The sequence below is a fragment of the Mucilaginibacter sp. 21P genome (assembly GCF_019331605.1).
Classification (GTDB): domain Bacteria; phylum Bacteroidota; class Bacteroidia; order Sphingobacteriales; family Sphingobacteriaceae; genus Mucilaginibacter; species Mucilaginibacter achroorhodeus.
Genome location: NZ_CP063061.1, coordinates 3300783 through 3322843, shown reverse-complemented (window position 1 = coordinate 3322843; position 22061 = coordinate 3300783). Strand labels below are relative to the sequence as shown.

At 41.7% G+C, this 22061-nt stretch carries 19 protein-coding genes; 8 read left to right on the top strand and 11 right to left on the bottom strand.

Features of this window, described 5'->3' with window-relative positions; all coding sequences use genetic code 11:
* Positions 1 to 38 precede the first annotated feature (38 nt).
* From INP83_RS14815 to INP83_RS14800, 4 genes are all read right to left on the bottom strand, one after another.
* Complete coding sequence (locus INP83_RS14815; protein ID WP_219124866.1) at positions 39 to 3449, bottom strand: efflux RND transporter permease subunit; 3411 nt, start codon at positions 3447 to 3449, stop codon at positions 39 to 41.
* A 23-nt stretch (positions 3450 to 3472) separates the two neighbouring features.
* Entirely contained in the window at positions 3473 to 4576 is a 1104-nt protein-coding gene (locus INP83_RS14810) for an efflux RND transporter periplasmic adaptor subunit (RefSeq protein ID WP_219124865.1), read from the bottom strand.
* Between the two features lie 32 nt (positions 4577 to 4608).
* A complete protein-coding gene (locus tag INP83_RS14805) occupies positions 4609 to 5955 on the bottom strand; it encodes a TolC family protein (protein ID WP_219124864.1) in 1347 nt (448 codons plus the stop codon).
* A gap of 84 nt (positions 5956 to 6039) precedes the next feature.
* A complete protein-coding gene (locus INP83_RS14800; protein ID WP_219124863.1) occupies positions 6040 to 6669 on the bottom strand; it encodes a TetR/AcrR family transcriptional regulator in 630 nt (209 codons plus the stop codon).
* Between the two features lie 114 nt (positions 6670 to 6783).
* On the opposite strand from INP83_RS14800, the gene purB reads away from it, so the two are divergent.
* Complete coding sequence (gene purB, locus INP83_RS14795) at positions 6784 to 8127, top strand: adenylosuccinate lyase (RefSeq protein WP_219124862.1); 1344 nt, start codon at positions 6784 to 6786, stop codon at positions 8125 to 8127.
* A 172-nt stretch (positions 8128 to 8299) separates the two neighbouring features.
* Entirely contained in the window at positions 8300 to 8851 is a 552-nt protein-coding gene (locus INP83_RS14790) for a NifU family protein (protein WP_146271332.1), read from the top strand.
* Between the two features lie 141 nt (positions 8852 to 8992).
* Here INP83_RS14790 and mnmE read toward each other — a convergent pair whose 3' ends face one another.
* The gene (gene mnmE / locus INP83_RS14785; RefSeq protein WP_219124861.1) at positions 8993 to 10357 is read right to left on the bottom strand and encodes a tRNA uridine-5-carboxymethylaminomethyl(34) synthesis GTPase MnmE; all 1365 of its coding nucleotides are present in this window, start codon (positions 10355 to 10357) and stop codon (positions 8993 to 8995) included.
* A gap of 155 nt (positions 10358 to 10512) precedes the next feature.
* Here mnmE and INP83_RS14780 point away from each other — a divergent pair, with 155 nt between their 5' ends.
* The 3 genes from INP83_RS14780 (at position 10513) to INP83_RS14770 (ending at position 13600) form a co-directional block, all read left to right on the top strand.
* Complete coding sequence (locus tag INP83_RS14780) at positions 10513 to 11571, top strand: nucleoid-associated protein (protein ID WP_219127695.1); 1059 nt, start codon at positions 10513 to 10515, stop codon at positions 11569 to 11571.
* Between the two features lie 98 nt (positions 11572 to 11669).
* A complete protein-coding gene (locus INP83_RS14775; protein WP_219124860.1) occupies positions 11670 to 11999 on the top strand; it encodes a hypothetical protein in 330 nt (109 codons plus the stop codon).
* 65 nt (positions 12000 to 12064) lie between these two features.
* Positions 12065 to 13600, top strand: coding sequence for a DUF4394 domain-containing protein (locus INP83_RS14770; protein ID WP_219124859.1), 1536 nt, complete (start codon positions 12065 to 12067; stop codon positions 13598 to 13600).
* 61 nt (positions 13601 to 13661) lie between these two features.
* On the opposite strand, the gene INP83_RS14765 is transcribed toward INP83_RS14770, so the two are convergent.
* The 5 genes from INP83_RS14765 to proS all read right to left on the bottom strand — a co-directional run bounded on the left by INP83_RS14765 (position 13662) and on the right by proS (position 18098).
* Positions 13662 to 14021 carry a DUF5655 domain-containing protein gene (locus INP83_RS14765; protein ID WP_219124858.1) on the bottom strand — a complete coding sequence of 120 codons (360 nt, stop codon included), beginning with the start codon at positions 14019 to 14021 and terminating at the stop codon, positions 13662 to 13664.
* Between the two features lie 32 nt (positions 14022 to 14053).
* Complete coding sequence (locus tag INP83_RS14760) at positions 14054 to 14914, bottom strand: TIGR02757 family protein (protein WP_219124857.1); 861 nt, start codon at positions 14912 to 14914, stop codon at positions 14054 to 14056.
* Positions 14915 to 14997: 83 nt separating this feature from the next.
* Entirely contained in the window at positions 14998 to 15318 is a 321-nt protein-coding gene (locus tag INP83_RS14755; RefSeq protein WP_219124856.1) for a hypothetical protein, read from the bottom strand.
* An 86-nt stretch (positions 15319 to 15404) separates the two neighbouring features.
* The gene (locus INP83_RS14750; protein WP_219124855.1) at positions 15405 to 16544 is read right to left on the bottom strand and encodes a cystathionine gamma-synthase; all 1140 of its coding nucleotides are present in this window, start codon (positions 16542 to 16544) and stop codon (positions 15405 to 15407) included.
* An 81-nt stretch (positions 16545 to 16625) separates the two neighbouring features.
* A complete protein-coding gene (gene proS, locus INP83_RS14745) occupies positions 16626 to 18098 on the bottom strand; it encodes a proline--tRNA ligase (protein WP_146271348.1) in 1473 nt (490 codons plus the stop codon).
* 103 nt (positions 18099 to 18201) lie between these two features.
* Between proS and INP83_RS21300 the strand changes: the two genes are divergently transcribed.
* Together INP83_RS21300 and INP83_RS14735 are read left to right on the top strand one after the other, a co-directional pair.
* Positions 18202 to 19110, top strand: coding sequence for a hypothetical protein (locus INP83_RS21300; protein ID WP_146271350.1), 909 nt, complete (start codon positions 18202 to 18204; stop codon positions 19108 to 19110).
* Between the two features lie 24 nt (positions 19111 to 19134).
* Positions 19135 to 20592, top strand: coding sequence for an OmpP1/FadL family transporter (locus INP83_RS14735; protein WP_219124854.1), 1458 nt, complete (start codon positions 19135 to 19137; stop codon positions 20590 to 20592).
* A 130-nt stretch (positions 20593 to 20722) separates the two neighbouring features.
* On the opposite strand, the gene INP83_RS14730 is transcribed toward INP83_RS14735, so the two are convergent.
* Positions 20723 to 21202 (bottom strand): Dps family protein, encoded by a 480-nt coding sequence (locus INP83_RS14730; RefSeq protein ID WP_219124853.1) that lies wholly within the window; start codon positions 21200 to 21202, stop codon positions 20723 to 20725.
* Between the two features lie 97 nt (positions 21203 to 21299).
* Between INP83_RS14730 and INP83_RS14725 the strand changes: the two genes are divergently transcribed.
* Positions 21300 to 22061 (top strand): DUF4905 domain-containing protein, encoded by a 762-nt coding sequence (locus tag INP83_RS14725; RefSeq protein ID WP_219124852.1) that lies wholly within the window; start codon positions 21300 to 21302, stop codon positions 22059 to 22061.

The window sequence follows — 22061 nt, the reverse complement described above, 5'->3', positions numbered from 1 at the left end:
GGTGCGGCTCTTTACTTATATGGAATTGTTGATTTGGCTTATTCTACAACAAATTCAGGTTTCTTCTCCTCTTTCTTTTTGCCAAAGAAATAGTTTTTAAGATTAACTCTGATAATGTACATACATGGTACCAATATTAGTGTGATGATGGTTGCAAAACCTAAACCAAAGATCATTGTCCAAGCCAAAGGTCCCCAGAAAGCAACGTTATCACCACCAAAGTGAATATGCGGTTCAAAGTGAGTAAACAAGCCCACAAAGTCGATATTGAAACCTACTGCCAAAGGTATTAAGCCTAATATAGCGGCAGTAGCAGTTAATAATACCGGCGTCATACGCGTGTGTCCCGCTTCAACAACAGCATCGTGCAGGCTGGCGCCTTGTTCTATCAGCATATCCGTAAACTCTACCAGCAAGATACCGTTACGCACCACTACACCTGCAAGGGCTATGATACCTACGCCGGTCATTACAATGGCCATGGTCATCCCAAAAAGTGCAGTACCCAGCAATACACCTATGATACTAAAGAAGATCTCGCTGATGATGATAAGCGTTTTACCTATCGAATTAAATTGTACCATCAAGATGATCAATATCAAACCGAATGATGTAAGTAATGCGCCACCCAGGAAGCCAACGGCCTCAGCCTGGTCTTCCTGCCCACCACCTTGTTTTATCTGTATATCATCTGCTTTTTTGAAGTTGGCAATTGCACGGGTTATCTGTGTGTTAACATCATTAGCGTTATAAGGCTTTATTACGTTTGAGCCCAATGTTAGCACCCTGCGTTGCTGTTTACGTTTAATATTACTGTAAGTATTGGTATAGCGTACATCGCTAAAAGCTGAAATTGGTACTTGCCTTATTGCCCCACCGGTTGCCAGATCGCGGTAAGTTTCCTTCATGTTTCGTATTTCGTCAATATTGCTGCGTTGATTCTCTTTTGCACGTACCATTATTTTATAATCGTCTTCTTTAGTATTCCTAAAGTCAGCGGCTTTCATTCCGTATATCGCTGTAACCAGATCATTAGTGATCTGACCGGTCAAAATACCTTCACGGTTTGCTCGCTCTCTATCTATATCGAATACGATTTCCGGCTTATCGTTCTGCACATCAGCTATGAGGTTTTCAATACCAGCGATGTTTTGTTTTTCCAGATATGCTTTCAAGCGGTTGCCTGTTTTTACAAGCGAATCGAGGTTGTCACCCGCTATCTCTATACTGATATCTTTTTGTACCGGCGGGCCGCTATTTTCCTGTGCAACCGATATTTTGGCACCCGGTATACCCTGCACTGAGCTGCGAATCTTTTTTAATATCTCTTTGGTATCTTTTCCATTCCGTTTCCCAAACTCCACAAATGCTACGGTTACTTTACCTTTGTTTTGGTAATCGCCCTGGTCTTCATCTGTTGGGTCGGTAACACCTTTGGTAACGTTTGAAATTATGGATGAAACAATGTCTTTATCAGGTTCTACTACCTTGGCTACCTTTTTTTCGATATTTTCAGTTACCTGATTGGTGGTTGCTTGGTCAGTACCTATCGGCATGGTGATATAGACGTAGGCAAAGTTAGGGTCGCCCGCCGGGAAAAACTCAGGTGTTTTACCTAACACCGCTGTTAAAATAATAGCTACAATGAATAAACCGAAAGTACCAACCAGCATAGTTACCGGGCGCTTAACCGCGCGTTCCAGCCATTTTGCATACCAATTCTGAAACTTCGGCCATCCATTCTTTTGAAAACGGTCTATCACTTTCAGCAGGAAGAAATGGTTAAGCAGATACAATACAATGATCAGCACCATAAAGTTACCGAAGCCGAAATTGATAAGATAGCCGATGACGGTTGCCGCCACTAACCATATTAAAGCGCGTTTTGTTGCCTTATCAAACTTAGGGTTATCATGTTCACCATCGTGATGAGGTTTCATGAAATCTACGGCAAAAACCGGGTTCATGATGTAAGCAACTACTAACGATGCCAATAAAGTAATGATCAACGTTATAGGCAGGAAGAACATAAAGTGACCGATCAAACTATTCCAAAAAGCTAAGGGCACAAATGGTGCAAGCGTTGTCATGGTACCTGAGAACACTGGTAAGAATACCTCACCCGCTGCCATCTTAGCTGCTTCTTTTATCGGCACCTTACCATTTGCAAAAATACGGTGTGTATTCTCTATTACCACAATGGCATCATCTACCACAATACCCAGCGCCAGCAGGAATGAGAACAGCACGATCATGTTAAGTGTAAAGCCTATAGCCGGCATTATCAGGAAGGCAATAAAACATGATAACGGAACTGATAATGCCACAAAGATGGCGTTGGTGGTTCCCATAAAGAACATCAGGATCACCGTTACCAAAATAAAACCAATAACAATGGTATTGATAAGATCATTAAGCGTAGTTCTTGTTTTATCACTCTGATCGCCGGTAACAGTGATGTTAAGCCCTTTAGGGAAAACATCTTTTTGCTTTTCCTTAATCAAAGCATTTATCTTGTCTGATGCTTCAATCAGGTTTTCTCCCGCCCTTTTACTAACGTTAAGCGTAATTACATTTTTAAAAACGTTGCTGTTAGGCGTCTTTAAACGTGCGTAACTCTCCTGCTCTAAAAAAGAATCTTTAACCTCCGCTATATCACGCAGATAAATCGCCTGTCCTTTTGGATTACGGATAATCATGGCAGCAACCTCATCCGCGTTTTTAAAATCTTTCTTTATATCAATACTTCTGCGTATTCCATCAGTTTTAATGGTACCGGCAGATGAAAGAATATTCTCCTTGCCAATTGCACTTGTAATGTCGGTGAATGTAACCTGCGCTGAAGCCATTTTATTCAGATCCACATTTACCTGGATCTCGGGTGTCAATGCACCAACTTCATCAACTTTTGATATTTCGCGGTAACCTTCTATTTCGTCTTTTAGCAGATCGGCATATTCCTTCAGTTTTTTTAGGCTGTAATCGCCGGATATGTTAATGTAAAGGATCGGAAGATCTGCAACGTTGATATCGGATATTACTGGCTCTTTAAAATTATTATCATTCTGCGGAAGATCTTGTTTTGCTTTATCAACAGCATCTTTAACATCTATTTTGGCGTCCTTGATCTTTATATTAGCCTGAAATTCGCAGGTAATAATTGAGACGTTTTGTACCGAATTGGATGTTACTTTTTTTAAGCCTTTTAGCGATTTAAGCTGTTTCTCTAATTGGCGGGTAACCAGGTTTTCTACGTTTTCTGCAGATTGCCCTGCCCATGTAGTAGTAACGAACACTTTTGACTGTGCAATATCAGGGAAGTTTTCCTTTGGTAGGTTGTTATAACTGATAAGGCCTAAGACCGTTATCAGGAACATCAACACGTATATAGCCGTCTTATTATCTATGGCCCAACTCGAGGGCGCAAATTCTTTTTTAATATCTTTCATATCTGTTATAGATAAGGTGAGGTTTAAATAGCAGATTTAGAGGCCTTTATTTTGTCGCCGTCTTCAATATCGGCAGCGCCTTCGGTAACTACCTGGTCACCTGCTTTAAGGCCTGTTAGTATTTCTGTAACGCCACCATAGGTTACACCTGCTTTTATAGCTGTACGTTTGGCAACACCGTTGGCATTTACATATACATAATCACCTTCTTCAGAGCGTTGGATAGCTTTAACCGGCACCGTGATCGCATTCGCTTTTGAATAATCTGCTATTTTCAAAATAGCCGTCATGTTAGGGCGAAGCGTTTTGCGCTGGGGTAACTTTACTTCAACCGCGAAGCTACGTGATGTTGGGTCAATCGCTTTAGCAGCAAATGTAATGTTTGTCGTCAATGAGTCGTTTGCATCAGGTACAACAACATTTACTTTATTGCCTGTTTGCACACTGCCCGAGTATGATTCAGGAACATCTGCCTTAACTTTTAATATATCAGCATTTACAATGCGAATACCTGTTTGGCCCGGTTGCGCAACCTGGCCAAGTTTAAGGTCCATTTGGTCAATAGTGCCGTTTATAGGCGATACAATGCGGTACATGGCTGCCTGCTCACGTAAAGCCGACAAAGCTTTTTTGCTGGCTTGTAAATTAGTCTGTTGTTGTAAGAATTGTACTTCGGTACCGATCTTTTGATCCCATAAGGCTTTTTGGCGGTTGTAAAGGGTTTGATTTAAACTAACCTGCGCTTCAGACTGGGCAATATTTTGTCTTAAAACACTATTGTCTAACTGCACTAATAATTGGCCTTTAGAGACGTGCTGTCCCGCCTTAACATAAATACCGGTTATTGTACCGGGCGATTGGGGGTAGGCTGTTACGTTATCCTGCGCGTCAATTTTACCTTGTATTTGCACGTAGTTAGTAAATGTTCCGCTTTTAACGTCTACCACTCCTACCTCGGTAGTTTTGGTAGAATCGTTACCACCAACTTCCGCCTGCAGCTTGGTTATTTTAGCGTTAATATCCTGCTGTTGTTTTTGCAGGTCGGCCAGTTCCGCTTTTTTATCTTTCGGCTTGTTTGAGCATGCTGCCAGTACTACAAGGGCCGGTATGTATAAATATTTTTTCATGTTGAGTTTTTATATGAGTGATATAGTTTGTGTTATTGTATTCTGCCGTAAGCTTTATCAAGGTCTACTTTGCTTACCAAGGCATCATAAAGACTTTGCACGTAAGAATTGTCGGCATTTTCGAGCTCTGTTTGAGCTTGGGTGACCTCGATGCTTGAGCCTACGCCCTGCTGATATTTTATCTTGGCAACCCGTAGAACCTCACGCGCCAGCTCCTGGTTGCGCTTTTGATTATTTAGCGATTGCAGGCCGTTAAAGTAAACAACTTTAGCTTGCTCTGCCTGTAATCCTAAAGCATTTTTAAGGCTGTTAAGGTTGTTCTGATTTTTTTGCACCGTTATCTCCGATTGTTTAACCCTGTTAGTTCTTTGGAAACCACTAAAAATTGGAACATTCAGCGTTAAACCAACATATGATGACGGAAAGCTTGTTGTATATAGGTTGCGAAAACTATTGTTTTGGTACGATAAGGCATAGCTTGCATTAGCAGATAAAGTAGGTAAAAACTGTGCTTTCTGGCGTCTAAGATCAAACTGGCTAAGCTTAAGGTTAGTTTCCAATAAGCCATACTCGATACGTTTTTTATAAAATGTTGTATCACCTGCTATTTGTGCTACATCAGCATCCATATTGATATCCGTAAGCTTGTCTTTAAGCGTAAGGTTAAGTTCTATAGGCATGCCTATTTGAAATTTTAACAACTGGTAATTAAGGGCAAGCAGCCTCAGCGTATTTTCGCGGTTAGTTACAAGGTTATTGTACTGTACAGCAATCCTATCTACATCTATCTTCTCTACAAAGCCCTGTTTGTTTTGAGCAGTGGTTTGGTCAACCTGTTGTTTAAGCTGGGCAATGTTAGCATCCAATAGTTTTATTTGCTCATTACTTACCAATACCTGGTAATATGCCTTGGTAACGTTTGCTATCACGTCTATTTTGGTACGTGTGTAAGCACGGTTGTAAAGCTCCTTGTAGGTTTTTCTACTTTGCAAACCAATTATATAGCTGGGGTCAAACAGCAATTGGCTGGCGCTTGCGGCAAGGTTAGACTGGTACTTTACACCAAATTTAACAGGTATAAAAGTGCCCGCCGGCTGCCCAAAAAATTCGCCTGGTAGCAATGTTGTAGGTACCTTTAAATAATCCTGAAAGGTTGCCTGGCCGCTTATTTGCGGCAAGCCTTGGCCAATTATTTCTTTAACGCGGTAATCAGCGCTGGTTATGTCCAGTCGTGCATTTACAACCGAGTCTTTATGAGCAATGGCATAGTCAACCGCTTCCTGTACGGAAAAGTTGTATGCCTGCGGCCCTGGCTGCGTTTGCGAGTAGCCTTTAACAGCCGCTATTAAGCACATCATTAGGGTGAGTAATCGTTTCATTGTGTGTGTATGGTAGTTTGTTGTTTGTTTCTGTTAAGCAAAGCAAGCGTAATTATTGACAGCGGTATGTCAGCATCATTTAAGTCAACTCGCCTTTTTTTCATTGTGTGCTGTTTTGTACCTATCAAGCATCTCATGCCCCTTTAGCGTACAAATGCCGTAGTTAAAGTGTTCAAGCATTTGGTATTGCACCTTCCATGGGCTAAATTGTGACACCGGGAATATTGCATTGTTGAAGCCCATCTCAACCTGGTTAACACGCATTTTAGCCATTATCTTCACATCAATGTCAGGCCTGATGAAACCCTGTTCTATGCCTTTTAGTAAAAGTTGCTCCAATGTTTGCACCAATACCTCTGATTTAAACCGCTGAAATTCCGCCCACGAATCCGGGTGATACTTTTGCATATCATGTACAACTATGGGATTAATGCGGCTAAAGATCTCTTCAGAGGCCTTCATCATGTTCATCATCTCTTCAATTACGTTTGATGAATTGTTAATGATATCTACTATCTGGCATTCATCTTCGCGAAGCTTTTTCTTAACCAGTGCCATTACCATATCATTCTTGTCTTTAAAAAAATGGTAGATCGTCTTTTTTGACATACCTAAATGGCGGGCTATGTCGTCCATAGTAACGCTTCGAATACCAGCTTGCAAAAAAAGCTCTTCGGCACCTAAAATTATTCTATCGATTTGACCGTTTGACATTTCGAGTCAAAACTATGGAAACATTTTTAGATTTCAAAGTTTCCACCTCAATTTACTTCCGTATTACAATCGCCTCTTTTCCACAATTGTCTATCTTTGCAAAAAAATCACTCAATGGATTTAAATTCCCTAACTGCCATATCTCCTATCGACGGTAGGTACCGTAACTCAACATCATCACTTGCAGCTTACTTCTCTGAATTTGCCCTCATCAAATACCGTGTTTTTATTGAGGTTGAATATTTTATAGCACTTTGCGAGCAGCAATTACCACAGCTAGAAAGTTTTGATAAAAGCAAGAGCGAAAAGTTACGAGATATCTATAAAAATTTTTCAGAACAGGATGCAGTCGTTATTAAGGAAATTGAGAAAACCACTAACCACGATGTAAAAGCCGTTGAGTACTTCATCAAAAAAGAATTTGATAAACTTGGCCTGGAAGAATTTAAAGAGTTTATCCATTTCGGATTAACATCCCAGGATATTAACAATACTGCCATACCATACTCATTTAAAGCTGCGCTGCAAGAAGTTTATCTCCCTGAGATAAATTCACTGATAGCTAAATTGAAGGACTATGCTGCCGAGTGGGCCAATATACCTATGCTGGCCCATACACATGGCCAACCCGCATCACCTACCCGTTTAGGAAAAGAGCTACAGGTATTTGTTGAGCGACTGGAAAAACAGGCTGAGCAACTGAAAGCAGTTCCGCATGGTGCTAAGTTTGGCGGAGCAACTGGTAATTTCAATGCACATCAAGTGGCTTATCCTCAGGTGGATTGGAAAGCTTTTGGTAATCACTTTATCAATGATATTTTAGGTCTTGATCGTTCGCAATATACCACGCAAATAGAACACTATGATAATTTTGCCGCGCAATGCGATGCCATGAAACGCATCAATAATATCATCATAGATCTTGATCGTGATATATGGACCTATATCAGCATGAACTTCTTTAAGCAGAAGATAAAGGCCGGCGAAGTTGGTTCATCTGCCATGCCACACAAAGTTAACCCGATAGATTTTGAGAACAGTGAGGGTAATCTTGGTATTGCCAATGCCTTGTTTGAACACTTGGCGGCAAAGTTGCCTATATCCCGTTTACAACGTGACCTTACCGACTCGACCGTTCTGCGGAATATTGGCGTACCTGTGGCGCATAGCTTGATCGCCTTTAAATCAACTCTGCGCGGACTGAACAAATTATTACTTAACGAAGCCGCTATTAATGCAAGCTTAGAAGCTAATTGGGCAGTAGTTGCAGAGGCCATACAGACTATTTTGCGCCGCGAAGGCTATCCTAATCCTTATGAGGCTTTAAAAGAGCTTACCCGTACCAACACACAAGTTAACGCACAAACCATTTCAGAATTTGTGGACACCTTAAACATCAGCGACAATGTTAAGCGGGAACTAAAACAGATCACGCCACAAAATTATACGGGGATATGATGTGCAGATTTAAAATGTGCAGATATGAGATGATAGGAAGATTTTAAATCTGCACATCTGAAATCTGCATATTTGCACATCGAAGCATCGTCATTCACAGGTCAAAAGCCAATTGTATGGATGCTTAAACCAAAAGCCTGTTTATATTTGTTCTACTTATAAATTAGAAAAGATGAATATCAACGTATATACCGAAGCTACTCCGAACCCGGCAACCATGAAGTTCATTGTGAACAAGTTGCTGATCAACGGCAGTGTTGACTATCCTACCAAAGAAAGTGCGGAAAAGTCGCCTTTTGCTAAGGAGCTGTACAAGTTTAACTTTGTCAACGGCGTATTCTTTGCCAGCAACTTTGTAACCGTAACCAAAACGGAAGGTGCCGATTGGGATGATATTCAACCTATCCTCAAAGAGTTTGTTAAAGGCGCTGTTGAAGCAGAGTACAAAGTACAGGAGGTTGAGCAGGATACCAACGTTGAATTTGAAGGTACCGAAACCGAAATTAAAATTCAGCAGATATTAAACGATTACGTCCGACCGGCCGTAGAGCAAGATGGTGGCGCTATCGCTTACCGCTCATTTGACGAAGGCGTAGTTACTGTTGAACTTCGTGGTTCATGCAGCGGTTGCCCATCATCAACTGTTACGCTAAAAGCAGGTATTGAGAACTTATTAAAACGTATGGTGCCAGAAGTTACTGAAGTGGTTTCAGAGGCGCTTTAGTAGCTTAGGCAGATATTATTATTTAGTAAAACAAGTTTAACTTTCCTCAAGGCAATTTTAGAAAAGTTAAACTTGCTTTAATATTATATCTGGAGTAACATATCATCATGGTATCTGGAAAAATAAAGCATGTATATTTGGTTACTTACCGATACAAAACTTACTAAATATATTCTCCAATAAATCATCTGTGGTAACGGCGCCGGTTATTTCGCCGAGGTAGTGCAGGGCTTGCTTGATGTCCATTGATAGGAAATCGGAAGTGACGTTTTCCATGCCGTCCAGAACCCTCGTCAATGATTCCTGCGTTTTTTGAAGGGCCTCTAAGTGGCGTATATTGGTTACAAGTGTTTCATGACCCGTTAGTTGTTCTTTAATGGCGGCGTTGTAGATCTTGTTCTTGAGCTCATCTATCTGCTGTTTTTCCTTTGCAGAAATCACTATTGCTCTGTCTGTATGTGGTAAGCTTAATAACTGTTCGTCGTTCAAAAGGTCTGCTTTGTTAGCTACTACCAGCATTTCAACACCTGGCTTCCTTAAACGCTCGAGATCATTGTTTAATTCATCAATACTGATTTCTGCAGCGTCAAAAACGTATATTAGTAAAGCCGATTGACTGATCTTTTCCATTGTTCTTTGAACACCAATCTGCTCGATAGTGTCTGTGGCCTCACGTATCCCGGCAGTATCTATCAATCTGAAATTTATACCGTTGATGTTCAGCACCTCTTCTATCGTATCTCTTGTAGTACCAGCTATATGGCTTACTATGGCGCGCTCTTCGTTCAAAAGCGCGTTTAATAGAGTAGATTTACCTGCATTTGGCCTGCCGGCTATTACTGTATTTACGCCATTTTTGATAGCGTTACCAAGCTCAAAGGACTGTATAAGATCACTGATGATTTTATTTATTGTGTAGATCAATTGCTTTAATTGATCGCGATTTGCAAACTCAACGTCTTCTTCAGCAAAGTCTAATTCCAGCTCGATCAACGAAGCAAACTGCACAAGTTGCTCTCTTAACTGGGCTAACTGGTTACTGAAACCACCTCTTAATTGCTGCAAAGCAATCTGTTGCGAAGCTTTTGAATTTGAAGCAATAAGATCAGCAACGGCTTCCGCTTGCGAAAGGTCCAACTGGCCATTTAAAAAAGCTCTTAAGGTGAACTCACCTGCCTTGGCTGCCCTCGCCCCTCTTTTTATCAGGAGCTTAATTATCGATTCAATAATAAAGTTAGAACCATGGCAAGATATTTCAACAACGTTTTCACGCGTGTAGGATTTTGGGCCAACAAAAAGTGAAACCACCACCTCATCCAATATCACTTCGCCATCAATAATACTACCGTAGTGCAGTGTATGGGTAGCTTGCTTGGTTAAGTCTTTCCCTTTAAATACACTATTGGCAATTGTAATTGCTTCAGGGCCTGATAAGCGAATAACGCCTATGGCACCTGGGCCGCTGGGCGTTGCAAGGGCAGCTATGGTATCTTCTGTTTGAGTCATTGGATCAATGGGTCATTTGGTCACTACCGTATTACCCGTGCAAAAATCGTTATTTCGGCGCAATGTTCCTAAGTCATATTCCTGTCAGTGATGTTTAAAAATAATGACTCGATGACTTCAATGACTCAATGACAAATATCTACCTTCGCATCACTATGGTAACCTTTTTTGAAGCTTCGCTCGGTATAATCTCCGTTCATCATGTTGGCAATCAATCACAAGGCGAAATGTACGCGCTCTCGCCCCAGCCGTTGGAACTTAAAGATGATGTGATAGGCCCGCTACTGCTTCAATATTTTCTAAAGCCTTTTGAGAAAGCAAACGAAGTTTACCACCTTATGCATAGCAGTGACGATTTGGCTCTTAATGAGGTCCACCATTTTACCACTGCTGTTTTTGATGATAAGGGAAAGTTTCATGAGGTATCTGAGCAAATGGCGAAACACCTGTACGCCTCAAGCACGCACCCTAATATTAAGGGCGGTGAGCTCTATGTAGTGTACTTTAACAACGTGCAGATAGAAGGCGAATTACTCGATGCCATTGGCATTTTTAAATCAGAGAACAAAGAAACCTATTTAAAAGTATATCCCGATAAAGGCGGTTTTGCCGTTGATTATGAGCAGGATGCAATCAACATCAATAAGCTGGATAAAGGCGTATTGATCTTTAACGTAGAGAAAGAAAACGGCTACAAAGTGGTTGTGGTAGATAAAGCCACCGGAGGACAAGACGCAGCCGTGTACTGGAAAGACGAATTCCTGCAGTTAAAGATCCGTAACGATAGCTTTAACCAAACCAGCAATGCATTGGGGGTTTATAAAAACTTCGTGACCAATAAGCTCGACGAAGAATTTGAAATGACCAAGGCAGATAAAATAGATCTGCTTAACCGATCAATGAAGTACTTTAAAGAAAAGGAAACATTTGATTTGGACGAATTTGCAGACGAAGTGATCAGCAACCCTGAAGCTATTGAGTCATTTAAGACATTCAAAAATAGCTACGAAGAAGAATTTGATACCAAAATTGCCGACACCTTTGAGATATCCGACAATGCCGTTAAAAAACAAGCACGTGTTTACAAGAGCGTTTTGAAGCTGGATAAAAACTTCCATATTTACATACATGGCAATAAAGATCTGATTGAGAAAGGCTTTGACGATGGCAAAGCCATGAATTATTATAAAGTATTTTTTAATCAGGAGGCTTAATCACAACAACCAATGGTTGTGATTATTAATTGGCTTGTTAAAACTGGGCAATACCAATAAGCGTATTTATGTAAAGCATTTAGGCTTAATAATGGTACGTGATAACTACACTAAATGATCGCTACTTACTTTTAAGGATTGCTCTTGGCATCATTATAATTGCTGCCATCAGCTGCAAAGTTGTAGCCCCTTTAGCGTTACATCTTAAACCCTTTGTAAAAGAATTTTCTACCGGTTCACAAGAAGATTCCACTGAAAAAAAGGCAGAGCAAACTACGTCAGAAAAGGAAAATTTCTTTGGCATGGTCAAAGCTTACTGCTCTCCTGTTATATCGGGTATTCAGCTCGTACATCTTACTGCCTACAACAATAATTATAAAACCTCTTATTTCAATTCTATTACCATTCCGCCTCCGGATATATTCTAATTTACTATCCCTTAAAGTCCGCCTTGTCGGCTACTTACATCGTAAATTATTAAGATATATCTAACATGAAAATATTTAATCTTTATTCAAAAAGACTGAGTTTACTATGCTCAGCAATCATCATCATTTTATCCGCATCTTGTAAAAAGGATCGAGTTAATGTAGACCCGGTTGATGATCAAATAACCGGCCCTGACCTTGCTTTTTTTGCAATCACTACAGATAACCAATTATTGGCTGTGAATGCAAAAAACGTATCCACAATCACCAAACAAACACCAATAAGCGGCTTGCAATCTGGTGAAAACATACTTGCAATTGATTTTAGGCCCGCTACAGGTCAACTTTATGGTTTGGGAAGCACCAGCCGCATATACGTTATCAACACTGAAACTGCAGCAGCAAGAGCTATTGGAACAACGCCCTTTACTCCGGCACTTGAGGGAACTACTGCGGGCTTTGATTTTAATCCAACGGTTGACAGAATTCGCGTAGTAACCAATACTGGTCAAAATCTCAGGTTAAATCCTGAAACAGGTTTGGCTGCTGCAACAGATGGTAAGATAAATGGGGCAGCCGGTGCTACTGTAACGGCAGCTGGCTACACCGGCAATCAGGCAGGCTCCTCAAGTACGATACTATATGTAATTGATCCGACCAATGATAAGTTATACAAGCAAGACCCGCCTAACGACGGCACCCTTGTTGAAGTTGGTAAACTTGGTACTGATGTACAGCAGACCGGCGGTTTCGATATAAGCCCTGATGGGAAAAATGCCCTCGCAACCCTCTCCAGCAATAATAAATGGAGTCTCTACAGTATTAACCTGGAAAATGGGAAGGCAACTAAAATAAAAAATGATTTTGCTGCATCTATCAGAGGAATAGCTATACCAACCCAGCCGGTAGCTTACGCAATTAGCTCAACCAATCAGCTCGTAATTTTTAATCCAAGCAACCCAGTTCCTGTAACAAAAGCAATCACTGGTATGGCGACATCAGAAAGTGTGCTTGGTATTGATTTTAGACCTGTTAACGGTCAGCTTTATGCTTTGGGCAGTACCAGCAGATTATATACGATCAACACTTCATCAGGCGCAGCAACGGCAATTGGCACGGTGCCTTTTACTACCCTGCTTTCAGGAGCGCAGTTTGGATTTGACTTTAACCCGGCAGTAGACAGGATACGCATTGTGAGTAACACCGGCCAAAATCTTAGGGTTAACCCTGACAACGGCGCTATAGCAGCGGTAGATGGTGTTTTATCACCAGGTACGCCATCTGTAAGTGCTGCGGCCTATACCAACAATTTTGCCGGTACTGCTACTACAACATTGTTTGATATAGACACTCAAACCAATATGCTTTATAAACAAGATCCACCAAACTCTGGTACATTGGTACCAGTTGGGCCTTTGGGCATAACTGCATCAGCAAGTAATGGTTTTGACATTGGTGGAACAAGCGGAACAGCTTATGCTTTGCTGACCGTAAATGGGGTAACAAAAGTTTATACAATAAATTTGACTACCGGAGCAGCTACAGCAGGTGCTACGCTTGCCGGGGATGTTAAAGGCTTTGCATTAGGCTTGGGCTTTTAAGCTTAAAGCCTTGTATTTGATCAAGTCCCGCGTTGTGTAACGCGGGACTTTTTTAGTTATGCTATTGTTGATAAGCAAGTTTGATAAACTTTTTAACTTCTTCATTTACATCATCAGTTGTAAATATCCTTAAATGATGATTGTATTGCTGTTGCCCCGGCACCTGTGCTATTTTCTGAAAGCAAAGATTATCCGAATACTCTTGTTTAAACGGGAAAACTATATGTACGAAGTTTTTGCCCAACTGCGGTACCCATGCAATGCGTTTATGGCCGTTATCAATTGCGATCATACTTTTTAACGGCACAACTTCTATAGAGCCGACTTTTACAAACTCTTTAATGAGGTAATCAAAAAGCGTAAGCGTAATTTCGCTCTTACCATTGGTAAAGTTTGATAGTTGATATTCTTCTGATGCCATTATACAAACATAGCATGAGTTTGTACTTTTGGCTACAACTCCGGTAAAACACCCTCAATTCCCCAGCGTTCTTCAATACCAAGGCCGAACAGTGCAAAATCATATTTAACAGGGTCTGTCGTATCCAACTGGCGTAATTGTTCTGTTAATTCAACGGCCGTTTGCCAATCGTTTTGTTTGCGGGTGATGAGTTTTAGCTTGCGGGCTACGCGGTCAACATGCAGGTCGCAGGGGCATATCAGGTCGGCGGGCGTAAGCTTTTGCCAGATACCAAAATCAACGCCTGCATTATCCTTTCGTACCATCCATCGTAGAAACATATTCAATCGCTTGCAGGTCGACTTTTGTGATGGCGAGGAAACGTGCTTTTTTGTGCGATGCGGATAGTCGGGTAGAGAGAAGAAATAGGAACGGAAATGATTGAGATATCTTTCAATCTTTTCAGTTTTATCATGCTGAGTGGAACGAAGCATCTGTTCATGAACAGATGCTTTATTATCATCCAGAATGACAGGTTTATCGGCAGGCACAAATGCATCTTCTAAACTATCAAATCGCTCATAATGCCATCGAAAAAATGATATGAAATACAGTGTATCAATATCATTAAATGTACGGTGCTTAAAATGAAGCAGTTTTTTTAGATCTGGTTCTTCATGGTTGATGATAAAATCATAAGGTGCGCCATCCATTAACTCGATCAGTTCCTTGCATTTCTTGATAATGGTGACGCGCTGCCCCCAGGCAAGTGTTGCCGCCCAAAATCCCATGATCTCGATATCCTGTTTCTTGCTGAACAGATGCGGAATCACTATCGGGTCGTTCGCTATAAACTCGGGGCGGTTATATTGCGCTACTTTTTCTTCGAGAAAAGACTTTAAATTTTCACTCATAAATTCGATCGAGAAAACAAAAGCCGGGACAACAAGAAATCTCTTGCTGTGCCGGCTGTTTAGATCCTACCAGGCAACCTGGTTTATATTTCGGGTTGTCGCCATTTAGTAGCTTTCTCCCATTTGGTAAGCTTATTGTTTTCAAAATACAACCAATAAGTGCCTACCGGGTCTACTTCCTGTGTATACTGCACAACTTCTATCAGGTTTTCGGTTTCGGCGTCTCTTTTGGCTGCAATGATATTATCAGGCCTTTTCTTTATTGTTGCCCTCACTTCCTCTTTGGTCATCCCCAATTTTAAAGAGTTAAGGTTAACCTTTGCAATAGGATCAAACATTGCGCAAGAAGAAAACGAAATAATTACGAAGAGCACTAATACTTTTAATGTGATTTTCAGGGTCATGGTTTATGTGGTTTATATCACATAAGATGGCCGCCAGCCACAATGGTTTAGTGCCGTAATTCAATTATTATATATCGCCTTGATAATTAAGCTAAAGCTTGTTTCAAATCTTCTAAGAGGTCTTCAATATCCTCCACACCAACGCTCAAACGCAGCAGGTTGTCTACCACACCTGCTTTGTCGCGCTCAGCTTTAGGGATAGATCCGTGGGTCATGCTCACAGGGTGGTTGATAAGGGATTCGACCCCACCTAAAGATTCAGCCAGAGAAAACACTTTAAATGATGAAGCAACGCGGAAAGTCTCCTGCAGATCGGCATCCTTTAATACGATAGAGATCATACCGCCGAAGTCGCGCATTTGGTTTTTAGCCACTTCATGGTTCGGCGAATCCGGAAAACCCGGCCAATAAATTTTCTCAACACGTGGGTGATCCTTCAGGAACTCAGCAACCTGCCGGCCGTTCTCGCAATGTGCTTTCATACGCAGGTGCAGCGTTTTAATACCACGCAACACTAAGAAGCTGTCCATTGGCCCAGGGGTAGCACCACAGGCGTTATAAATAAACCAAAGCTGTTTGTAAAGCTCCTCGTCATTCATCATCAACGCGCCCATTACCACATCGCTGTGGCCACCAATGTATTTGGTAACAGAGTGCATTACAATGTCGGCACCAAAATCAATAGGGTTTTGCAGGTATGGCGATGCAAAGGTATTATCAACCACAAAAAGCAAATTGCTTGCTTTGGCTATCTTACCTACCGCCTCAATATCCACAACCTGCATAGTTGGGTTAGTAGGTGTTTCTATCCAAACCAGGCGGGTTTTATCGTTGACATATTTTTTAATTATGTCCGGATCTTTAAGATCAAGTAAGTGAAACTTAATACCGTAGTTAGCATAAACCTTTGTGAAGATACGGTATGACCCGCCATAAAGGTCGTTACCGGTGATTACCTCATCGCCAGGCTTAAGCAGCTTCATTACTGCATCAGTGGCGCCCATTCCGCTTGAGAATGCCAAACCGTATTTAGCATTTTCCAAAGCTGCAAGGCAATCTTCCAAAGCCTTACGGGTTGGATTTGTTCCGCGCGAGTACTCATAACCTTTATTATCCCCCGGCGATTTTTGCCAGTAGGTTGATGTCTGGTATATCGGCGTCATTATAGCACCGGTAGTTGGATCGGGCTCCTGCCCTGCGTGTATTGCTTTAGTCGCGAATTTCATTTTTCAAAGTTGATAGTTCATAGATAATGGTTCATGGCTTGTCAAGTTACTATGAACTATCAACCATAAACTATTTGCCAATTAATAAGCCCTTGCAAATAGCACCCGCTGTGTAGACGGCTTGCCGGTACGGATACAAGTACCCTTTTCCTGCTTATTGTTCAAAGGTATACAACGTATTGTAGCCTTAGTTTCATCTTTTATAAGTTGCTCAGTTTCGGCAGTGCCATCCCAATGGGCGGATAAAAAGCCGGGCTTTTCATCTAACAAACGTTTAAACTCTTCGTAATCGTTTACATCAACAGTATTTTCAGTACGGAAATCTGCAGCCTTGTTATAAATATTGGCTTGAATTTCCTCTAATAAAGCTTCAATTTTTGCAGCTAAGCCCTCTTGAGCAACGGTTTCCTTAGTTTTGGTGTCACGGCGGGCAAGCTCAACTGTTCCGTTCTGCATATCGCGGCTGCCGATAGCAACGCGTAACGGTACACCTTTAAGTTCATATTCTGCGAATTTGGCGCCCGGTCGATGCGTATCGCGATTGTCAAATTTGATAGAGATGCCTTTAGCAACCAGCTCTTTCTTAAGCGAATTTACAAATGTGGTGATGTTAGCCAATTCCTCATCGTGTTTGTAAATAGGCACCACTACTACCTGTATTGGAGCTAATTTCGGAGGTAATACTAAACCGGCATCATCAGAGTGCGACATGATCAATGCACCTATTAAACGGGTTGATACCCCCCATGAGGTTGCCCATACGTAATCCTGTACGTTCTCTTTATTGGTAAACTTCACATCAAAAGCTTTGGCGAAGTTTTGTCCCAGGAAGTGAGAGGTACCCGCCTGAAGCGCTTTACCATCCTGCATTAAAGCCTCGATACAATAAGTATCTAAAGCACCGGCAAAACGCTCATTGGGTGTTTTACGGCCGCGCACAACGGGCAATGCCATAAAATTTTCAGCGAACTCAGCATACACCTCAAGCATTTGCTCAGTTTCAGCAATAGCTTCTTCTGCAGTAGCGTGAGCAGTATGGCCTTCCTGCCATAAAAACTCGCTGGTACGCAGAAACAAGCGGGTTCGCATTTCCCAGCGCATTACGTTGGCCCATTGGTTAACAAGGATAGGCAGATCGCGGTAACTTTGTATCCAGCCACGATAGGTGTTCCATATAATGGTTTCTGACGTAGGGCGGATAATAAGCTCTTCCTCTAATTTTGCTTCCTCATCAACAATAATATTACCATCGCCATCGTTCTTGAGCCTGTAATGTGTTACAACAGCACATTCTTTAGCGAAGCCCTCTACGTGGCTGGCCTCTTTTGAGAAGAAAGACTTAGGAATGAGCAACGGGAAATAGGCATTTACGTGCCCGGTATCCTTAAACATTTTGTCGAGCGTCGCCTGTATTTTTTCCCATATAGAATAGCCGTACGGCTTAATGATCATACATCCTCTCACGGGCGAATACTCGGCCATGTCAGATTTAATTATTAAGTCGTTAAACCATTGCGAATAATCTTCGTCTTTGCTGATGACACCTTTGCTCATATATTTACTTTTGGAATAGTATTTGACCTGATTTTAACATTTAGCAGGTGCCAAATTTATAAATTTATACGTTTATTTGAACCGAACTTTTATACTCCACTATATGAAACGGAACCTTGTCCTGGGAATTATCGCAATCGGCGCAATTGCGCTGAATTCCTGCTCTGTTAATAAGACAGCTTCTAACACCCAAAATGGGGATGATATGTACTATTCAAAGGCCACAGCTGTTGAGGCGCCAGAATATACTGCCTACCAACAAGAGGTTGCTAATAACGATGAATATAATGACGATGACGATTATTTTTATTACGATAATTATGCATCGCGTATAAACCGTTTCAGTTATTTTTCACCATTCGGCTATTATGATACAGGCTATTGGGGCTATGGCTACGGTTATCCTTATTATGGCAGCGGCTTTGGGCTTGGCTTAAATTACGGTTGGGGCGGCCCGTGGGGCGGCTACGGACTTGGATGGAATGCAGGTTTTGGCTGGGGAGGATATGGCTGGGGTTCGCCATGGGGCTATGGCTGGGGCGGCCCGTGGGGTTACGGCGGATTTTACTCCCCCTACTCTTTCTGGGGAACCGGATACGGCTATGGAGGCGGAGGCTACTGGGGCGGATACTCTGCATTTAACAGAGGCAACGCAAGACCGTACAGAGGTAACGGAACAGCAGGCGGCGGTACAGGTTATAACGCCAGCAGAAGTGCATTTGGGGGTTACAATGCCCGCCCGGTTGGAAGCAGCGGTGGTTACTCAAATGGTATAGGATATATACCTGAGCGAGGTATGCGCGGCGCAAGGGGTGGCGGTATGGGTGGCTCGGCAAGACCAGGTTTTGGCAACAATAATGGTAGCATGCGCCCGACACGAGGTGAACGCCCAACTTACCAACCAGAGCAAATTCAACGACCAGCTCCTACTCCTTCGCCGAGCAGTTTTGGCGGTGGCGGTGGCGGTGGCTCCATGAGAGGCGGCGGCGGCGGTAGACCGGTTAGAAACTAAAAACACATCAACCTTATTCATTTTATGAAACTTAAATATATCCTTAGCGTAATTGCTATAGTAGCTTTTACAGAAAATACGTTTGCGCAATATTCGCAAGATGCTATCAGATTTTCTACTGGCCAACCGGGATCAACTTCTCGTGTGAAAGCGGTGGGTAACGCCGGTACAGCCTTAGGTGGTGACTTGAGCAATCTAACAGGCAACCCTGCGGGTTTAGGCTTTTTTACCCGATCTGAAATTAGTGTAACGCCGGAATTAGATGGCGCAAAAACTAAATCAACTTACTTTGGGCAAGGCGCCACCGATAATAAAAATACATTTAATCTGGCACATGCAGGTGTAGTCATATACAATCCTCTGACCAAAGCACGGGGTGCTGATAAAACCAAGGGTTGGCTTAGCGTTAATTATGGCGTTGGTTACGGCCGCACAAATGATTTGTATGGTAATTTCCGTTATGCGGGTTCAAATGCAAATAATACTATAAATGATTATTTTGCCGGCCAGGCTAATAATTTTGGTACAGATCAAGGTACATTGGGTGGAATGGCACTTGCACAGGGCCTTATCGGGAGGACGGGCACTGCGCCTTACGTGAGTAACTCTGCTCCCGGCGCTGTTGGCCAGGAATATTATTCTGAAAAACAAGGTGGATTGTCATCAGTGGATTTTTCCATAGGCGCTAATTATAGCAACAAACTATACTTAGGTTTGGCGTTAAGTTTTTCTGATCTCCGTTATAACGCTTATAACACTTTTTATGAAGACGGAACTATTAATGGCACAAGTAATGCTTACACATCTGCTTATTCACAAAGTCAAATAACTCGTGGTACTGGTTTTTCAGCGCGGTTAGGCGCAATTTACAAACCGGTGGAAAGTGTCAGGTTAGGTGTTAACATTACTTCTCCAACCTTCTACAATATTGACGATTCATTTCAAGAAGGCATTTCTTCTACCATTAATAACGGCCAGGCATTGGAAGGCAATTCAGGTAACTATAATTTAAATTATAACCTGCGTACACCATGGAAAGCTGCCGGTGGCGCCGCAGTATTTATTAAGAACATAGGTTTTATTACAGGTGACGTCGAATACATCGATTATGCATCTGCACATTTGAGCAGCAACGACAGCTACAACGCTGACGTAATAGACAATCCAGATATCAAAAGCATTTATCGTTCTACCGTAAATGCACGAGTTGGTGCCGAAATAAGAGCGACCAATTTCTTATCTATTCGTGGTGGTTATGGTATCATGGGTAGCCCTAACAAGGATAAAAGCATTGCATCTGATATAAAAACCGTTAGCGGCGGTTTAGGCTTCCGTTTTGGCAGTTATTATGTTGATGCTACTTACACCCATTCATCAGGCGACCGCACGCAGTTTGCATATGACCTTGGTACAGCAAGCCCTTATGCATTACTTCGTAACTCAAATAATAACGGTTATTTAACTTTGGGGTACCGCTTTTAGCACGCAGCTCCCTGTAGGGATAGCAGAATATTTTGTTAAAAGAAGAAGCCCGTCTATACTTTAGACGGGCTTCTTCTTTTTAATTATGCTTTTCAAAAGCTCCCCCTTCAGGGGGTTGGGGGGATTCGCCTTAATCCTCGTTAACGAAGGAACGAAGCATCCAGGTATTTTTTTCTTTAAACTGCATAAAACGGTTTACCATATCATTGGTACCATCATCGCCTGCATCAGCAGTTACATCTAAAATTTCACGCTCCATTTTAATCAATGTCGCCATATCTTCAATTAAAGCTTTAACCATAGCGGTATCTTTCATACCAATGGTATTAATTTCTTTGATGCTCGATTTTGATATGTAATCGTTAAAGGTGCTGTAAGGCGGCTTGCCGAGTGTTAAGATACGCTCTGCTAACTCGTCAATGGTAGTAAGCGCATCTGTGTATAGCTCCTCAAACTTTAAATGCAGGGTAAAAAAATTGTTTCCTTTAATATTCCAGTGGCAGCCACGTAGTTTTTGATAATGTATGTGATAATTGGCTAACAGGTCATTTAAATGATCTACAACCGGTTTTACTTTACCTTCTTCAAGGCTTATTTTTTCAGCGTCCATTGTTTGTTTTTTTAGTTTTTGTGATAACAGCCTCCATTAGGCATTGTTTATCAAATGTACCAGGTTTTAATATTAATGGGCATATTTGCAACGTATAATGACACTGCTACAACCGTTTATATCGCACCTATTTGAAGGTCACATCTGGCGGATGGAGATCGATGAAGGAAACAACGTGCTTGCACTTGAAATAAGGAATGAGTTGGATAAGCAAGTCAGCTTTGCCTCGTTTGATCTACAAAATGGGCAATGTTACTTCTCAAACTTCACCTTGCCAGAACGGTGGCTTACCGGTATAGAAGCTGCTTATAGCGGCGTAATACTGCTACATTATTATAAACACCAAAGCAGTCCTGAACATAAGGGCTTGATAGCGATAGACGCCAAAACCGGGAAAGAGCGTTGGGCAAACTATAGTTTGATATTCGATCATCTTACTACTAATGGCCCGGCCGTTTATAATGCCAATATTCAACCTAAAAAATTGGAGTTGATTTCTGTAAATAACGGACTCGTACTTAAAAACTTCTCGGCTGAAGTGGATAAACCTTTAGCAAATAACATCGTCATACCCGAGATGGTTGCCGAACAGGATATGTTGCCGGGCATATTACCTGAGCAGCCGTACGGAAATATGGTACATTACATCAGCCATAATGGGTATATAATTATATCTTTGCACTCGCTAAAAAGCGATGTGCTGCAACAGCACTTGTATGTTATGATGGATCAGCAAATTGTTTATCAAGATTTGTTGAACAGCAACATACAAAAATTACAACCGGAGGCGTTTGTAGTACATAACAACACCCTGGTTTATATAAAAGATAAGGCCCGATTAATGGCCGTGCAACTATAA

Coding starts and splice junctions, on each gene's coding strand:
- INP83_RS14815 (WP_219124866.1), bottom strand. CDS start 3,449: ATGAAAGATATTAAAAAAGAATTTGCGCCCTCGAGTTGGGCCATAGAT.
- INP83_RS14810 (WP_219124865.1), bottom strand. CDS start 4,576: ATGAAAAAATATTTATACATACCGGCCCTTGTAGTACTGGCAGCATGC.
- INP83_RS14805 (WP_219124864.1), bottom strand. CDS start 5,955: ATGAAACGATTACTCACCCTAATGATGTGCTTAATAGCGGCTGTTAAA.
- INP83_RS14800 (WP_219124863.1), bottom strand. CDS start 6,669: ATGTCAAACGGTCAAATCGATAGAATAATTTTAGGTGCCGAAGAGCTT.
- purB (WP_219124862.1), top strand. CDS start 6,784: ATGGATTTAAATTCCCTAACTGCCATATCTCCTATCGACGGTAGGTAC.
- INP83_RS14790 (WP_146271332.1), top strand. CDS start 8,300: ATGAATATCAACGTATATACCGAAGCTACTCCGAACCCGGCAACCATG.
- mnmE (WP_219124861.1), bottom strand. CDS start 10,357: ATGACTCAAACAGAAGATACCATAGCTGCCCTTGCAACGCCCAGCGGC.
- INP83_RS14780 (WP_219127695.1), top strand. CDS start 10,513: ATGGTAACCTTTTTTGAAGCTTCGCTCGGTATAATCTCCGTTCATCAT.
- INP83_RS14770 (WP_219124859.1), top strand. CDS start 12,065: ATGAAAATATTTAATCTTTATTCAAAAAGACTGAGTTTACTATGCTCA.
- INP83_RS14765 (WP_219124858.1), bottom strand. CDS start 14,021: ATGGCATCAGAAGAATATCAACTATCAAACTTTACCAATGGTAAGAGC.
- INP83_RS14760 (WP_219124857.1), bottom strand. CDS start 14,914: ATGAGTGAAAATTTAAAGTCTTTTCTCGAAGAAAAAGTAGCGCAATAT.
- INP83_RS14755 (WP_219124856.1), bottom strand. CDS start 15,318: ATGACCCTGAAAATCACATTAAAAGTATTAGTGCTCTTCGTAATTATT.
- INP83_RS14750 (WP_219124855.1), bottom strand. CDS start 16,544: ATGAAATTCGCGACTAAAGCAATACACGCAGGGCAGGAGCCCGATCCA.
- proS (WP_146271348.1), bottom strand. CDS start 18,098: ATGAGCAAAGGTGTCATCAGCAAAGACGAAGATTATTCGCAATGGTTT.
- INP83_RS21300 (WP_146271350.1), top strand. CDS start 18,202: ATGAAACGGAACCTTGTCCTGGGAATTATCGCAATCGGCGCAATTGCG.
- INP83_RS14735 (WP_219124854.1), top strand. CDS start 19,135: ATGAAACTTAAATATATCCTTAGCGTAATTGCTATAGTAGCTTTTACA.
- INP83_RS14730 (WP_219124853.1), bottom strand. CDS start 21,202: ATGGACGCTGAAAAAATAAGCCTTGAAGAAGGTAAAGTAAAACCGGTT.
- INP83_RS14725 (WP_219124852.1), top strand. CDS start 21,300: ATGACACTGCTACAACCGTTTATATCGCACCTATTTGAAGGTCACATC.